Raw genomic sequence first — 16229 nt, forward strand, 5'->3', positions numbered from 1 at the left:
CTCAGGGTGTGACGTCAGTTTTGAACCACTTCTCGCTCAGCTTTTTCACTGTGCCGTCGGCCAGCGCGGCTTTGATCGCCTGATCCAGCCGGCCTTTCAGATCGTTGTCTGCCATGCGCACGCCCAACGCCTCGCCCTCACCCCAGATCGGACCGCCCAGCTGCGGACCGCTGAAGCTGAGGTTACGGTTATCCGGTCGCGCCAGCATCGACTGTGCAAAGGTCACATCATCAAACACCGCATCAATGCGTCCGGCCTGCAAATCGAGGATCGCATCGGCTGAGCTGGTGTATTCACGTACATCCGCCACATCTTTGAAGTATTTGTCGATAAACGGCGTGTAGACCGTGCCGGAGGCGATACCGATCGTTTTGCCCTTCAGCGCGGCTTTCAGGGGTGCAATGGCAGGCGCTATGGTTTTTTCATCGTCGGTAAGTTTGATGATCTTACTGTCGGCGGGCAGCAGTGACTCTTTTACCGTGATAAAGGTGGCGGGCGTGGAGGCGTAAGGGACGGTGAAATTCACCACTTTTTTGCGGTCGGGCGTAATCACAATCGCATCCATGATCACGTCATATTTTCCGGCATTCAGTCCGGCGATCATGCCATCCCAGTTCTGTACCACCAGCTTGCACTGAATCGCCATGCGCTGGCAGAGATCCGCCATCAGCTCCGGTTCGAAACCGCCCAGCTTGCCGCCCGGCAGGGTGAGGTTCCAGGGTTCATAACTGCCTTCAGTGGCAATGGTGATGGACTTCCACTCTTTAGCCTGGGCGCTGACGCCACAGAGCAGCAGACTGGAAACCAGCGTAGTGAGACATAAACGACGAAGGGTCAGAGGGTGCGTCATACGGTTCTCCTGAAAGTAGCGGCCTGGTGATCGCCCTGCAATATTTAACATAAATTTCACAGGATGATATGTCATGTATATACAAGTTAACGCAGTGCAGTTCATTGCCGGCTTTATCATTTTGTGAGCCAGACGGGATTTATTCAGATTGAGCACGCGCTGCAGCACTTGTACATACAACCAAGCAAAGGTTATGCCAGCTCTGCAAAAGCGACGAATGGAGGCGGAAGCAAGGGAGCAGCCAGACAGGCTGCTCTCACCTGCACCCGATTAGCGCAGCGCTGCACCAGGGCGGCGCATCGCAGATTTATTGCGGTCTGGCCTGCGCCAGCATGGCGTGGATCATCGCCTTTAACACTTTTTGTAACCCTGCGGCACGCGCCTGCTGCCAGGCATAAGGCGGGGTTTCATCCATGTAGTTCAGCTGCGCCAGTTCCAGCTGAACTGCCTTAATCTGCTGCTGAGGCTGGCCATAGGCGCGGGTGATGTAACCGCCCTTAAAGCGGCCGTTGAGCACCCAGCTGTAGTCGGTCTGGGCCGCACACACCGCCTCAATCGCCGCGCTCATTTCAGGCGTGCAGCTCGCGCCATCGTTGGTGCCGATGTTGATATCGGGCAGCCGCCCCTCAAACAGGCGGGGGATTTTACTGGCGATGGAGTGGGCGTCAAACAGCAACGCATAGCCGTGCTGCGCTTTAAGCCGCGCCAGCTCCTGCTGAATCTGCTGATGGTAAGGTTGCCAGATCTGCTCGATGTAGCCCTGACGCGCTGTGGCATCGGGCGTTTTGCCTGGTGCAAAGGTTGGCGTGCCGTCGAACAGGGTTTCCGGGAACAGGCCGGTGGTGGCAGTGGTATAGAGTGGCTGATTATCGGGCGGACGATTAAGATCGACCACAAAACGGGAATAGCGGCCGATTAACACACTGGCCCCGAGGTCACGCACAAAATCATACAGCAGCGGGATGTGCCAGTCGGTGTCAGGCAGGCCGCGCGCGGCCTCGCTCAATCCGGCGTCTACCTCAGGCGTCAGTTCAGTACCAGCGTGGGGAATGCTGACCAGCAGCGGCAGGCTGCCCTGGGAAAAATAGAAAGGGTTCATTGCGGTTCTCCACGATAGATAACGGTACAGGGCAGTTCACCACCCAGCCAGTAAACCAGTTCTGCCGGACGTGCCAGCGGCCAGTGGACGAAGTTTGCCACTTTACCCGCCTCCAGCGAGCCGTGACTCTCCGCCAGCCCCAGCGCTTTTGCCCCCCACAGGGTGACGCCCGCCAGCGCCTCTTCCGGCGTCATGCCAAACAGCGTACAGCCCATATTGAGCATCAGTCGCAGCGACAGCGCGGGCGAGGTGCCGGGATTGGCATCGCTGGCCAGCGCCATCGGCACGCCGTGGCGGCGGAAGAGATCCACCGGCGGACGCTGGGTTTCGCGCAGCAGATAAAACGCACCGGGCAGCAGCACCGCCACGGTGCCATGCTGCGCCATCGCCCTGGCATCCTCTTCGGTGGCATATTCAAGATGATCAGCTGAAAGCGCACCATAGCGGGCCGCCAGTGCAGCACCGCCCAGCGCGGAAAGCTGTTCTGCATGCAGCTTCACCGGCATGCCCAGCGCCACCGCCCGGTCAAACACTCGCGCCACCTGCTCCGGGGAAAAGGCGAGATGCTCGCAGAAGGCATCCACCGCATCCGCCAGCCCCAGCGCCTGAACCTGCGGCAGCAGACGGTCGCAGATGATGTCGACCCAGCCATCCGGATCGTGCTTAAACTCCGGCGGAAAGGCGTGCGCCGCCAGGCAGGTGGCGTGGACATCGGCGGCCACGCTCTCGCCCAGCTGACGAACCGCCCGTAGCATCCGCAATTCGCTCTCTTCATCCAGACCATAGCCGGACTTGATCTCCACGGTGGTGACACCCTCGGCCAGCAGGCGGTCGAGTCGCCAGCGGGCCGAGGCCACCAGCTCCTCTTCCGTCGCCGCGCGGGTGGCGCGCACGGTGGAGAGAATGCCCCCGCCCTGCGCGGCAATCTCTGCGTAGCTGACGCCATTCAGACGCTGTTCAAACTCCTGGCTGCGGTCGCCGCCAAACACCAGGTGAGTATGACAATCCACCAGCCCCGGCGTCACGATACCGCCTGGCAGACGATGATGCCGATCGGCGACGAAGGCGGGCATCTCCGCTTCAGGCCCGACCCACACCAGCCTGCCCGCCCGCACCACCAGTGCGCCCTGTGGGATCAGATGGTACTTTCCGTCACGCATGGTGACCAGGTCGGCCCCCGTCCACACCGCCTCTACGCGCATCTCTTCTGTCATCGCTGCCTCATGCCTCCACCGTTTACACTGTGCCTCAAAGTATGTATATGTATATACAACCACATCCGATGAGGATCAACCATGGCGACTTTTTTTGCTCCGCGCGCACTGCTGGCGGAGGGCTGGCAGCAGCAGGTACGTATTACGGTCAATCAGGCCGGTTTTATCGACTCCATTTCCCCGGACAGCCTCGCCGATCAGGCTATCCGCCTCAACGGCGAGGTGATCCCGGCCATCGCCAACCTGCACTCGCACGCCTTCCAGCGTGCGATGGCGGGTCTGGCGGAAGTGGCGGGCGATCCACAGGACAGCTTCTGGACCTGGCGGGACCTGATGTACCGCATGGTGCAGCGCCTGACGCCAGAGCAGGTGGGTGATATTGCCGCCCTGCTCTACATCGAGATGCTGAAAGGCGGCTACACCCAGGTAGCAGAGTTTCACTATCTCCATCACGACCCCAGCGGCGCGCCCTACAGCGATGACGCGATGCTGCAACAGCTGATTGAAGCGGCGGAGATTGCCGGTATTGGTCAGACAATGTTGCCGGTGCTCTACAGCTACAGTGGCTTTGGCAGCCAGCCTGCGACGGCGGGTCAGAAGCGTTTTATCCAGCAGACCGAACACTACCTGCAACAGCAGGCGCGGCTGGATGCGTGGCAGCAGCAGCGGCCCCTGCTGAACCGTGGCCTCTGTTTCCATTCGCTGCGGGCAGTAAGCGAAAGCCAGATGCACGAGGTGCTGGCGGCCAGCGATCCGGCGCTGCCGGTGCATATTCATGTGGCTGAACAGCAGAAAGAGGTCAATGACTCGCTGGCGTGGAGCGGCGAGCGTCCGGTAGCCTGGCTGCTGAACCGCTTTGCGGTGGATGCACGCTGGTGCCTGATCCACGCCACCCATCTGGATGAAGATGAACTGTCGCGTCTTGCGCGAAGCGGCGCGGTAGCGGGTCTCTGTCCGACCACCGAAGCCAACCTCGGCGACGGCATCTTTCCGGCAGTGGAGTATATCGCGCAGGGCGGACGCTGGGGCATCGGCTCCGACAGTCACGTCTCGCTGAGCGCCCAGGAGGAGCTGCGCTGGCTGGAGTATGCGCAGCGGCTGCGTGACCAGCGTCGCAACCGGATTACCCTGCCCGGCCAGCCCTCGGTAGGCGATTTGCTGTGGCAGCAGGCCGCGGCGGGCGGAGCCCAGGCGTGCGGCATTCAGCAGGGCGCGCTGGCGGTGGGACAACGTGCCGACTGGCTGGTGCTGCGCGATGATGCATGGCTCGGCAGCGTGGATTCACATGCGGTGCTGAACCGCTGGCTGTTTGCCGGACAGCGCGATCAGATTCGGGACGTTTATGTGGCGGGTAAAGCCGTGATTGAAGATGGGGTGCATCCGCAGCAGGCGGCGTGTGCAGCACGCTTTGCTCAGGCGATGGCGGCACTGCGATGATCGCCCGGTTCAGGTACGACGATCTGGCGGTCAGCCGCTGGCGCAACGGCGGCGGCGAAACCCGCGAGATCATCAGCTTCCCGCCCGGTGCTGAGCACTTCGGCTGGCGCGCCAGCATTGCGACCCTGGCGCAGGATGGTCCCTTCTCCGCCTTTCCGGACATCGATCGGGTGATTACCCTGCTGCATGGCGATCCGGTGTTGTTAACCGCGCCCGGCGTGCAGCACCTTTTAACCCCGCAAAAGCCCTGGGCGTTTGCCGGAGAACTCGCCTTAACGGCGCAGCTGCAGGGTAGCGTCAGCGAAGATTTTAATATCATGACCCGACGCGATGAATGGCAGGCTACGGTGGAGGTGGTTACCGCACCGGTCAGTAGCCTGCACGGCGTCGCCTGGGTGCTGGCGGGTGCGTGGCAGACCGCTGACGGGGAAAGGCTGACCGCGCAACAGGGCGCGTGGTGGGTCGATGAAGAAACACAACTCAGCCCGTGCGAGCCGGATGCCCGGCTGCTGTTTACCCGACTTAACCGTGTCCCCTGAAGCGCCCCAGTAGTTTGTAGCGTGAGCCGGGATAGAGCAGTCGCGCATAGGTGACGATTTTTGTGTCGCTCCAGGTCTGACGGCGAATCAGCAGGCAGGGTTCGTGTTCATCCAGCGACAGATGTTTACGCTGACGCGCATCGGGCAGCACCGCTTCAACAATGTGCTCGCCTGCCGTCAGCGGCGCGACCCGCATCAGATAGGTATAGGGCGTCATCTGCTGATAATCCTGCGTCAGGTAGTCGGGCGCGACCAGCGGATTGACCAGACGATCCTCAAGCTGCACCGGCAGATCATTTTCGTAATGCACAATAAGCGAATGGTAGAGCGTCTGTCCGGTGGTAAGCCCCAGCACGGCGGCCTGCTCAGGATCGGCTTTATCCTGACCGATGGCGAGAATTTTACAGCTGTGCTGATGACCGCGCTGAGCGATCTCATCGGCGATGTTATGCACCTCCAGCATAGCGGTATAGCCTTTCATCTCCGCCACAAAGGTGCCGACGCCCTGCATCCGCACCAGAAAACCTTCGCTGGTCAGTTCGCGCAGCGCCCGGTTAATGGTCATGCGGCTGACGCCCAGCTCATTCACCAGTTCACTTTCTGATGGCACACGCTGATTCGCTTTCCACAACCCTTCACGGATCTGGCTGACGATGGCCTGCTTCACCCGCTGATAAATCGGGGCCGGTTCATCGCTCATCGCCGCCGCCAGTTGTGCCAGTGCCGTATGCTCGACCATTTGCTGTTCCTTATGCTGAAAGTCCCTTAAGTTTACTGTCTCACTGCGTGAATGTATATACATCCAGTAGCGCACGCCGTGCCCCACTGGTGCAGTCTGCGCATCCTGATGGTGCACTCCCTCCGTCGCGTTTAACCCGCGACCCGCGCCAGGTGGACATTCGATTTTTGTGATCGGTCTGGCACGGCACTTGCTTAGTCTGTTTGATTGTATAGACAAGCATAGACAAGAATTAACGCTTATGTTTCACTCGCATTATTCCGCTGGTTCAGGGCATGGAAAGCAGCTTAGCCTTGCCAGCACACTTGTATAGACAGGAGTAGACTATGTCAGGTTCGTTTCAGGCATTGCGCCTGGTGCCCGGCGAGGTGGACCTCGCCACATTACGCGCTATCTATCAGGGTAACGTCACGCTGAGTCTTGACGACAGTGCGCGTCAGGCGATTGCGGCGGCGCAGCAGACCGTGGAGACGATTGTCGCCTCCGGCAACGTGGTGTATGGCATTAATACCGGCTTTGGCAAGCTGGCACAGACGCAAATCCCGGCCAGCCGGCTGGCGGATCTGCAGCGCAATCTGGTGCTGTCACACAGCGTGGGTCTGGGCGATCTGCTGCCTGACAATGTCACCCGCCTGGTGGTCGCCACCAAAATCATCAGCCTGGCGCGCGGTCACTCTGGCGTGCGTATCGAACTGGTTGAGGCGCTGCTGGCGCTGTTCAACGCGGGCGTAATGCCCTGCATTCCGGAAAAAGGCTCGGTCGGCGCCTCTGGCGATCTGGCACCGCTGGCGCACATGTCGCTGATGCTGCTGGGCGAAGGTCAGGTACGGGTCAATGGCACGCTAATCCCGGCAACCGAGGGACTGGCAAGCGTTGGCCTGTCGCCGTTTGTGCTCGGTCCGAAAGAGGGCCTGGCGCTGCTCAACGGCACCCAGGTTTCGACTGCGCTGGCGCTGCGCGGCCTGTTTGAAGGTGAGAACCTGTTTGCCGCCGGTCTGATGGCCGGTGCGCTGTCGCTGGAAGCGATCAAAGGCTCGCTGAAACCGTTCGATGCCCGCATCCACAAGGCGCGCGGCCAGCAGGGCCAGATTGCCGTCGCGGCAGCCGTCAGCACCCTGATTGAGGGCAGTGAAATTCTGCAGTCGCATACCCATTGCGGCCGCGTTCAGGACCCCTACTCCATCCGCTGCGTGCCCCAGGTAATGGGCGCCTGCCTGGATAACGTCAGCCACGCGGCGCGAATTCTGGAAATCGAAGCGAACGCCGCCTCGGACAACCCGCTGGTGTTCAGCGACAGCGGCGATGTGATCTCCGGCGGCAACTTCCACGCTGAGCCGGTGGCTTTTGCCGCTGACATCCTGGCACTGGCAATTGCCGAAGTGGGTGCCATCTCGGAACGGCGACTGGCGCTGCTGCTGGACAGCGGCTTATCCGGTCTGCCGCCCTTCCTGGTGCGTGACGGCGGCGTAAACTCCGGCTTTATGATCGCCCAGGTCACCGCCGCCGCGCTGGCTTCTGAGAACAAATCGCTGGCCCATCCGGGCAGCGTCGACAGTCTGCCGACCTCAGCGAATCAGGAAGACCACGTCTCCATGGCGACTTACGCCGCCCGCCGTCTCGGCAGCATGTGCTTTAACAGCGCCGCCGTAGTGGGCATCGAGGCGATGGCTGCGGCGCAGGGCATCGAATTTAACCGGCCACTCAAAAGCTCCACGCTGATTGAGCAGGCCATCGACACCATTCGCGAGCAGGTCGCCTTCCTTGAGGAAGACCGTCTGCTGGCACCCGATATCGAGGCAATGCGTCAGTGGGCAAGTCGCGCTGACTGGCCTCAGGCATTGACCGCGCTGCTGCCGAGCATGCGCCCAACTTCTTGAATTAAGGAATCCTTCATGAGCGAAACTCTTTCTCAGGCTGTGGCACGTGAGATTCGTGCACCACACGGTACTACGCTGCACTGCGCCAACTGGCTGATTGAAGCGGCTTACCGCATGATTCAGAACAACCTCGATCCCGATGTCGCCGAACGTCCGGAAGATCTGGTGGTATACGGCGGCATCGGTAAGGCAGCACGCAACTGGGAATGCTTCGAGCAGATCCTGCGTTCGCTGCGGGCGCTGCAGCCGGATGAGACGCTGCTGATCCAGAGCGGCAAGCCGGTCGGCATCTTCCGCACCCACGCAGATGCGCCGCGCGTGCTGCTGGCGAACTCCAACCTGGTGCCGCACTGGGCGACCTGGGATCACTTCCATGAGCTGGATAAAGCGGGTCTGATGATGTACGGCCAGATGACCGCCGGTTCCTGGATTTATATTGGTGCGCAGGGCATCGTGCAGGGCACCTATGAAACCTTCGTGGAAGCGGGCCGTCAGCACTACAACAACGACCTCAGCGGACGCTGGATCCTTACCGCCGGGCTGGGCGGCATGGGCGGCGCCCAACCATTAGCAGGTGTACTGGCCGGGGCCTGTGTACTGGCGATTGAGTGCCAGGAGTCGCGCATCGATTTCCGTCTGCGTACCCGTTACGTGGACTACAAAGCCACCACGCTGGATGAAGCGCTGGCGTTAATCAGCGAAGCCACCGCCGCCAAAAAAGCGATTTCGGTCGGCCTGCTGGGTAATGCCGCTGAGATCCTGCCGGAGCTGGTGAAACGCGCCCAGGCGGGTGGACCGAAGCCGGACATCGTGACCGACCAGACATCGGCGCACGACCCGATTAATGGCTATCTGCCGATTGGCTGGGATCTGGCGCGCTGGCAGCAGGAGCGCGTCTCACAGCCGAAGGCGGTAGAAAAAGCGGCACGCGCCTCAATGGCGGTTCATGTCCAGGCGATGCTCGACTTCTGTCATATGGGCATCCCGACCGTAGATTACGGCAACAACATTCGTCAGGTGGCGCTGGACGAGGGTGTCAGCAACGCGTTCGATTTCCCTGGCTTTGTGCCAGCCTATATCCGTCCGCTGTTCTGCGAAGGCAAAGGCCCGTTCCGCTGGGTCGCGCTCTCCGGCGATCCGGAAGATATCTACAAGACCGACGCCAAACTCAAAGAGCTGTTCCCGCACCACAAAACGCTGCATCGCTGGCTGGATATGGCGCAGGAGCGCATCGCCTTCCAGGGCCTGCCTGCCCGTATCTGCTGGCTGGGACTGGGTGAACGGCATCTTGCCGGTCTGGCGTTCAACGAAATGGTCCGCAACGGCGAGCTGAAAGCGCCGGTCGTGATTGGCCGCGACCATCTTGACTGCGGCTCGGTCGCCTCTCCTAACCGTGAGACCGAAGCGATGAAAGATGGCTCGGATGCGGTCTCAGACTGGCCGCTGCTCAACGCCCTGCTGAATACCGCAGGCGGCGCAACCTGGGTCAGCCTGCATCATGGCGGCGGTGTCGGCATGGGCTTCTCACAGCACTCCGGTGTGGTGATTGTCTGTGACGGCAGCAAAGAAGCTGATGCGCGTCTGGGTCGCGTATTGTGGAACGACCCGGCCACCGGTGTGATGCGTCATGCCGACGCAGGCTATGAGCTGGCGCAGCAGTGCGCGGCTGAACATGGCCTGAACCTGCCGATGCATAAGTAATCCTTTGACCGGGGCGAGCAGCAGCTTGCCCCGTTTTCCCCCGCTATTCCATTCTTACCCTCTGGCATAAACATCACTTCCTTATTACTTATTCCATTTTGATTTAGCCTATAGCCAGATTTAGTCCTGACGGCGATAGACGCGGCATCACCCGACCACTAAAGTGAAATCTTCTCATTCTGTATGGAGCGCGACTCTGCATGACCCTTTCCCCTGCCCTGCTTGAAGATGCCCTGCGCTGGCGTCGTGAGTTTCATCGCCATCCCGAATTAGGTTACCAGGAACAGCAAACCAGCCAGTTTATTGCGGAAGAGTTAGCGCAGGCGGGATTGCAGGTGTTCCGTGGCCTGGCGGGCACCGGCGTCATCGGCACACTGGAAAACGGTCCCGGCCCGGTTATCGGGCTGCGTGCAGATATGGATGCGCTGCCGATTACGGAAAAAGGTGATGCCGAGTGGCGTTCTGCGACGCCAGGCGTGATGCACGCCTGTGGACACGACGGTCACAGCGCTATTCTGCTGGCTGCCGCCCGCCAGCTGGCCGCCACTCGTCAGTTCAGCGGCACGGTGCATTTCATCTTTCAGCCTGCCGAAGAGAATCTGGGCGGGGCACGCAAAATGGTGGAAGAGGGGCTGTTCCAGCGCTTTCCGATGGATGCGATCTACGCCATGCACAACTGGCCGGGACTGCCGCTCGGCTCACTGGCGGTCAACCCTGGCGCGATGATGGCGTCGCTGGATTCGTTTGAAATTACGCTGCACGGCAAAAGCTGCCACGCGGCGATGCCGGAAAGCGGTGCCGACCCGATGGTGGTGGCGGCCGAGCTGATTCTGGCGCTGCAGACCATTCCGTCACGCCGGCTCTCGCCGCTGGCGTCAGCCGTGGTCAGCGTGACGCAGATTCACGGTGGTGAAGCGATTAACGTCATCCCGGAGCAGATTGTTTTACGCGGCACGGTGCGCTGCCTGCAGACCAGCGTGCGCGAAAAAGTGCGCGGGCTGATTGATGAGTTTGTCGGAACCCTGCCGCGTCCGTTTGGCGTGAGCGGTGAGATTGAGTGGCTGCCGGGCTATCCGGTCACCGCCAACCATGTGGCCCCGGCTGAGCAGGTGCGCGAGGTGGCGCTCTCAACACTGGGTGCTGAACAGGTTCACTGGCAGGTTAATCCATCGATGGCGTCAGAAGATTTTGCCTGCATGATGGAAGCCTGTCCCGGCGCTTACTTCTGGCTGGGCGCAGACGGCGAAGCGCCTTCCGCGCCGCTGCACAACGCCCGCTATGACTTCAACGACGCGCTGCTGCCGATCGGCATCCGTTTCTGGCAGAACCTGGTTGAACAGGCGCTGCCGGTAGCCTGAGTCAGTACCCGGCGGCGAGGATCTGCTGCTCTGCCGCTGCCAGCGAGTCGCACTGGCCGCTGGCGCGCAGGCAGCAGGCGAGCTGCAGTCGCAGTGACGCAGGCACCGGGCGCTGCTGATTCAGTACCTCTTCAATCCATCGCGCAGTGACTTCTGCCGTCTTGTCTGCCGGCAGTTCTACCGCCACTTCCGGCTGACGTTCAACCCACACTTCCGCTTCCGCGCCTGCACCCTGAATCATACTGATCGCAGGGCAGCGCTGGGGATTGGCATAGACCTCCCCCTCGGTGCCATTGAGCAGTATCGCAGACGCATCGATGTCGCTGAAGAATTTCGCCACACGCGGTATATATTCAGGATGCGAGACGCTCGACAGCCGCAGCGCTGCCCGCTCCGCAAACGGCGTGGCCAGTTTTGCCAGCGTGTGGGCGCTGTTACGCACCCCCATCCGCCAGCGCAGCGATAGCTGTTTCGCCATTGGCGGGCAGAGATGATCGATGGTGATAAATGCCAGGCCCTGATTGAGTTTTGCCTGCGCCGCCTCTGCGGTGGTGACGGGGGCGATACCCAGCGCGGCAAACACCGCTTCGCTGGTGATGCGTGTCGCGTCGTCGCTGACGCCGTGTACCAGCACCGGGAAGCCAAGTTTCACCAGCAGCAACGCCAGCAACGGCGTCAGATTCCCCTGGCGGCGTGCGCCGTTGTAGCTGGGGATCACCACCGGCATCGGGCGGTTTTCCGGCGCACGCAGTTGCATCATCTGCGCCTGCATCGCCTGATAAAAGCCGCGCATTTCGGCTTCACCTTCGCCTTTAATACGCAGCGCAATCAGAATAGCGCCCAACTCCAGATCCGGCACTTCGCCCGCCAGCATCGCGCCATAGAGCGCCACGGCAGTGTCAAAGTCGATATCGCGGGCATGATTTTTACCGCGACCCACCTCTTTAATGATTTTATTCAGTTCCATCACTCGCTTCCGGTTAAGTGCGCGGCTCAGCGCCGCGTGGGACGGCGTTTACGCACGGTGTGCTTTGGCACCACGGCGGCCGGTATCGCTGCCGGCTCTGGCGTTTCCGGCTGCTCAATCGGAAAGATCGGCAGTGCGGCTAACAACCGGCTGCCGTAGGCTTTGCTCAGCAGACGGCGGTCGTAAATCACGATTTCGCCATAACACTGATGGCTGCGAATCAGGCGTCCGACCTGTTGAATCAGGGTAAATGAGGCGCTGGGTAAACTCTGCACCTCAAACGGATAGCGCTTCAGGCTTTTCAGCCATTCGCCTTCGGTCAAAATTACCGGACTGTCCACCGGGGGAAAAGCGATTTTGTGGATATGCACCTGACTCAGCAAATCGCCTTTGAGATCCAGCCCCTCAGCAAAGGACTGCAGGCCAATCAGAATGCTGGTGTCACCTTGGGTAACGCGCTGACGGTGCAGATCCACCAGGCGGCTGCGCGGCTGATCGCCCTGCACCAGCATTGAGAGCCGCAGTTCGGGCAGACAGGCCACAAACTGCTGCATCGCCCGGTTGCTGGCAAACAGCACCAGTACACCCTTATGCTTCTTCTCCGTCATCTGCTGACGGAAGAACCCGGCCATCTCGGCAATGTGCTCCGCTTCGTGCGTCATCAGCGGCTCCAGGCGCATCTGCGGGATCACCAGCTTGCCCTGCTCCACATGGTTAAACGGTGAGTCGAGCGCCACAAAGCGGTCGCCCGCTTTTTCGCTAAGCCCCGACATCTCCTGCAGGCGATTGAAGCTGTTGAGCGATCGCAGCGTGGCGGAGGTGACTACGACATGCGGAATTTTGCGCCACAGCATCTTCTCCAGCTGGTCGCTGACGCGGATGCCGGCGCAGTGAAACAGCAGATGCGCCTGGCCTTCGCGCAGCTCGCGGGTAATCCACTTCGATACCGGCGCGCCAGAGGCTTTTTCCATCGCCGCCAGCCGCCAGAGCTTGCTTACCGATTCGAACCAGCCAAACTGCCGGTTGAGCTGCAGCAGGTTGCGATGCAGCCGCACCATATCGACCTTGCCGGTCTGCTCACTGAGCGCATTAATCAGGCCTTCGCTCAGTCCCCGCAGGGCATCGCTAAGTTTAAACAGCCGGGCGCAGAGATCCAGCAGCTCCTGCGGCAGCGCGCCCAGCACAAAGCGAAATTCGCCCGGCTGGTTATTGGGCGGCAGCAACGGATTCAGCGCCTGCGCGGTAATAGTCAGCAGTTCGCGCAGCTCATCGCAGTGCGCCTTCAGCCGTTCCGGATTCACCAGTGGCGGCGGCGATTTTGGCCGCGTCTGCGTCATGATGCTCTCGACCAGCTTGATAAACAGGTCGAGCTGCAGGCTGCTCCAGCCCGGCGTGATGTCGGCGCTCATCTCCAGCGCATCGCGGGCCACTTCCGGCAGATGATGTCCTTCATCCAGTACCAGCATCAGGTTTTTAGCGGGTGGCAGCACCGACTCATTCTCCATCGCCGCCATCACCAGCGCATGGTTCGCTACCACCACATCCACCTGCTCGATTTCGCGCCGCGCCACAAAGAACGGACATTCACGATACCAGTGGCAGTGCGAACCCAGACAACTCGCTTTATCAGTAGAGAGTCGCTGCCACAGGCTGTCGCTGACGTTCTCCTCGCTGTGATCGCGCAGACCATCCCACTGGTAGCGATCCAGCGATTTCTGTAAGCGGCCACACTGCGTCTGTTCTTCTTTGGTGCTGCTGACGGCGTCATCGTCCAGATAAAGCAGCAGATCGCCCTGCTGATCGTCATCGGCCGCCATCGCCGCCAGATTGCGCGGACAGACATAGCGCCCGCGACCAAAGGCGGCGGTAAAAGTGAGATCGGGGATGATTTTCTTCAGCAGCGGCAGATCTTTGGTGAAGATTTGATCCTGCAGCGCCACGTTGGCGGTGCTGATCACCAGCTGCTTTTCCTGAGCGCGGCTGGCTGCGATGCCCGGAATCAGATAAGAGAGGGTTTTTCCCACGCCGGTCGGCGCTTCGACCGCCAGATGACGCGCGTCGTCACCCGCCAGGCATTTCGCTACTTCGGCGATCATCTGGCGCTGCGGCGCACGCGGAATAAAATCAGGCACCTGCTGCTGAAGCGCTTTATACCACTGCGCTATCTGGCTTTTTACTGCGGCTGTCAGGGCCATGATTTGCGTTACCACACCGAAAAAATGGCCTGTATTTTTACACAGTATCCTGGCGACGTCAGCTTTCGCGCCGAATTTTTCGTGCCGTGTCGTAAATTTCAGCGATTGTCCGACGGCGGTGTTTTACGCCAGAACTTTGTACATATAGGTGGTGGCATCCAGCACGCCTGCGATGGATTCGGCATAACAGGGAATCGACCCCGCTACCTGCCAGCCCAGCGAGCGATAGAGGTCGCTCGCGACATCGCCGCTGCGTGTATCCAGCACCAGCAGGGTTTTGCCCTGCGCGCGTGCTCGCCGCTCCGCACGCTGCATCAGTTCACGGGCGATACCCTGACGGCGCGCCTGCGGATGCACCAGCAGTTTACTGATCTCTGCGCGGTGGCGGCCATTAGGCATGCCGCTACGGCTGAGGATGACCGTGGCCACGATGCGACCGTGCTGACGCGCGACGATAAGTTCGCTGTCGCCACTGGTGATGCTGGCGATCCGCTGCTGCCAGAATCGCACCATCACCTCACTATCTTCGGGATCAATAAAGCCGACGCTGGCACCGTCTGCCACGCAGCCCTGCAAAACGTCGGTCAGTTCGCCCAGCAGCTGTTGTGCCTGGGTCGCGCTGAGCGTTGCGTAATCCGTCATGGTTTCGCCACCACCAGTAAGTAACGCGCGCCGTCAGTCAGGTGCGCCTCAAAAGCCGATTTTCCGATCAGATGAAACCGCAGGCAGTCGCCGGGCTGTAGCGTCCACGCCTGAGACCCCATCGTGACGGTGAGACCACCCTCGCGCAGCCAGATATGCTGCTCCAGCCCCTGAATGGGTGGCGCATCATAATCGATACGCGCACCAGGCCGTAACTTGCCCTCTACGAGTTCGCATCTAAAATGAACGGCAGGTGGTGAAATATTCCGGCGGACAAAGCCGCTGGCGTCATCCTGCCACACCGGCTGTTGCTCATTTCTGACCAGCAGCCTGGACTCTTCTTCCACTTCACTGAGCAGGCGCGACATCGTTAAGCCGTAGGCGACACACAGACGATTAAGCAATGCAGCCGTGGGACTGGTCTCGCTTCGCTCAATGCGCGATAATGTCGCGCGGCTGATGCCGGTAGCGACAGAAAGTTCATCAAGAGACCAGCCGCGTTGCAGGCGTAATTCTGCCAGCCGCACCGCCAGTCGTTGCTCCGTATTCAGCTCCGGCATGGTTTTTTCTCATTTGTGGGAATAATTATCTTATTTGAGATATAGCCTGGAAAAGCCGTATCAGTCAAGTTGTACATTAAGAAATGTATTGTACAACTTAGTTTGCTTCGTTATGGTAATCGCACTCAGACCAATCGAAAGAGGAATTTATGACCTTATACAGTATCGGTGACGTCGCCGAGCGCTGTGGCATAAACCCAGTCACCCTGCGCGCCTGGCAGCGTCGTTATGGCTTACTGAAGCCGCAACGTACCGAAGGCGGACATCGTCAGTTTGACGAAGAGGATGTGCAGCGCATCGAAGAGATTATGCGCTGGATCGAAAGTGGCGTGCCGGTCGGTAAAGTGAAGGCACTGCTGGAAGGTGGCGATGTTGATGCACACGATGGCTGGACCACACTGCAGGATGAGCTGATTAGCGTACTGCGCCACGTCAGACCTGCTAAACTTCGTAATAAAATTGCCGCGATTGGTCGCGAACATCCGATTGATGCGCTGATTGATCACGTTTTCATGCCGGTGCGCCAGAAGCTGAGTCTGGATCAGAACACAGCCCGCACCATGTGCAGTCTGCTTGATGGTCTGCTGATCGACTATGTTGCATTCTGTCTGACCGCCAGTCGCAAAAAATCGGGTAAAGATGCGCTGATTATTGGCTGGGGCATCGACGATCGCACACGTATATGGCTGGAAGGCTGGCGTCTGTCTCAGCATGGCTGGCGGATTGATGTACTGGCAGAACCGCTGGATGTTCCCCGTCCTGAACTCTTCCCCGGCATGAATATGTTTGTCTTTACCGGTAAAAAACTGACCCGTCGTCAGCAGGAGCAACTGTCACACTGGCAGGAACAGGGCTATGGCGTGCGGTTACACGAACCGGCCTGATAACAAAAACGCACGCCGGGCACTTTGCCTCCTGCCTTGCGCGCGCTATTATCCCCGCCTCACTGTTAACAAGCTCAGGTTTCATCCATGAATGTCAAAAAAGCCTTTTTCGCCACGCTGTTTTTCATTATGGCTCTCGGCGGCACCAGCGGTCTGATGCTGGTGGG

At 60.0% G+C, this 16229-nt stretch carries 14 protein-coding genes; 6 read left to right on the top strand and 8 right to left on the bottom strand.

Annotation, left to right across the window (positions count from 1 at the left end):
* Nucleotide 1 precedes the first annotated feature (1 nt).
* The 3 genes from IV493_RS12000 to hutI all read right to left on the bottom strand — a co-directional run bounded on the left by IV493_RS12000 (nt 2) and on the right by hutI (nt 3163).
* Nucleotides 2–850: a transporter substrate-binding domain-containing protein gene (locus IV493_RS12000; RefSeq protein WP_147788479.1), complete on the bottom strand. Its 849-nt coding sequence runs from the start codon at nt 848–850 to the stop codon at nt 2–4.
* A 307-nt stretch (nt 851–1157) separates the two neighbouring features.
* Entirely contained in the window at nt 1158–1949 is a 792-nt protein-coding gene (hutG, locus tag IV493_RS12005; protein ID WP_147788480.1) for an N-formylglutamate deformylase, read from the bottom strand.
* Nucleotides 1946–3163, bottom strand: coding sequence for an imidazolonepropionase (hutI, locus tag IV493_RS12010; RefSeq protein ID WP_147788481.1), 1218 nt, complete (start codon nt 3161–3163; stop codon nt 1946–1948). Before hutI ends, hutG begins: the two co-directional genes overlap by 4 nt.
* Nucleotides 3164–3244: 81 nt before the next feature.
* Here hutI and IV493_RS12015 point away from each other — a divergent pair, with 81 nt between their 5' ends.
* Together IV493_RS12015 and IV493_RS12020 are read left to right on the top strand one after the other, a co-directional pair.
* Complete coding sequence (locus IV493_RS12015) at nt 3245–4600, top strand: formimidoylglutamate deiminase (protein ID WP_195857190.1); 1356 nt, start codon at nt 3245–3247, stop codon at nt 4598–4600.
* A complete protein-coding gene (locus tag IV493_RS12020) occupies nt 4597–5139 on the top strand; it encodes a HutD family protein (protein WP_195857191.1) in 543 nt (180 codons plus the stop codon). Before IV493_RS12015 ends, IV493_RS12020 begins: the two co-directional genes overlap by 4 nt.
* Here IV493_RS12020 and hutC read toward each other — a convergent pair.
* Nucleotides 5123–5878 carry a histidine utilization repressor gene (hutC, locus tag IV493_RS12025; protein ID WP_013357236.1) on the bottom strand — a complete coding sequence of 252 codons (756 nt, stop codon included), beginning with the start codon at nt 5876–5878 and terminating at the stop codon, nt 5123–5125. The genes IV493_RS12020 and hutC overlap by 17 nt on opposite strands.
* A gap of 326 nt (nt 5879–6204) precedes the next feature.
* Here hutC and hutH point away from each other — a divergent pair, with 326 nt between their 5' ends.
* The 3 genes from hutH (at nt 6205) to IV493_RS12040 (ending at nt 10814) form a co-directional block, all read left to right on the top strand.
* The gene (hutH, locus tag IV493_RS12030) at nt 6205–7755 is read left to right on the top strand and encodes a histidine ammonia-lyase (RefSeq protein ID WP_195857192.1); all 1551 of its coding nucleotides are present in this window, start codon (nt 6205–6207) and stop codon (nt 7753–7755) included.
* Between the two features lie 15 nt (nt 7756–7770).
* Nucleotides 7771–9456: a urocanate hydratase gene (gene hutU, locus IV493_RS12035; protein WP_195857193.1), complete on the top strand. Its 1686-nt coding sequence runs from the start codon at nt 7771–7773 to the stop codon at nt 9454–9456.
* A 200-nt stretch (nt 9457–9656) separates the two neighbouring features.
* On the top strand, nt 9657–10814 hold the full coding sequence (locus tag IV493_RS12040) for a M20 aminoacylase family protein (RefSeq protein WP_195857194.1): 1158 nt from the start codon (nt 9657–9659) through the stop codon (nt 10812–10814).
* Between the two features lies 1 nt (nt 10815).
* On the opposite strand, the gene ybiB is transcribed toward IV493_RS12040, so the two are convergent.
* From ybiB to IV493_RS12060, 4 genes are all read right to left on the bottom strand, one after another.
* Nucleotides 10816–11781: a DNA-binding protein YbiB gene (gene ybiB, locus IV493_RS12045; protein ID WP_195857195.1), complete on the bottom strand. Its 966-nt coding sequence runs from the start codon at nt 11779–11781 to the stop codon at nt 10816–10818.
* A gap of 26 nt (nt 11782–11807) precedes the next feature.
* Nucleotides 11808–13976, bottom strand: a complete 2169-nt coding sequence (gene dinG, locus IV493_RS12050) for an ATP-dependent DNA helicase DinG (protein WP_195857196.1) — start codon at nt 13974–13976, stop codon at nt 11808–11810.
* 123 nt (nt 13977–14099) lie between these two features.
* Nucleotides 14100–14618 (bottom strand): GNAT family N-acetyltransferase, encoded by a 519-nt coding sequence (locus tag IV493_RS12055; RefSeq protein ID WP_013357230.1) that lies wholly within the window; start codon nt 14616–14618, stop codon nt 14100–14102.
* Nucleotides 14615–15178, bottom strand: a complete 564-nt coding sequence (locus tag IV493_RS12060; protein ID WP_095707489.1) for an XRE family transcriptional regulator — start codon at nt 15176–15178, stop codon at nt 14615–14617. The genes IV493_RS12055 and IV493_RS12060 overlap by 4 nt, the downstream gene beginning before the upstream one ends.
* Before the next feature lie 149 nt (nt 15179–15327).
* Here IV493_RS12060 and IV493_RS12065 point away from each other — a divergent pair, with 149 nt between their 5' ends.
* A complete protein-coding gene (locus tag IV493_RS12065; protein WP_013357228.1) occupies nt 15328–16062 on the top strand; it encodes a MerR family transcriptional regulator in 735 nt (244 codons plus the stop codon).
* Nucleotides 16063–16229: the final 167 nt, after the last annotated feature.

Source organism: Pantoea sp. SM3640 (genome assembly GCF_015654165.1).
GTDB classification, from domain to species: domain Bacteria; phylum Pseudomonadota; class Gammaproteobacteria; order Enterobacterales; family Enterobacteriaceae; genus Pantoea; species Pantoea vagans.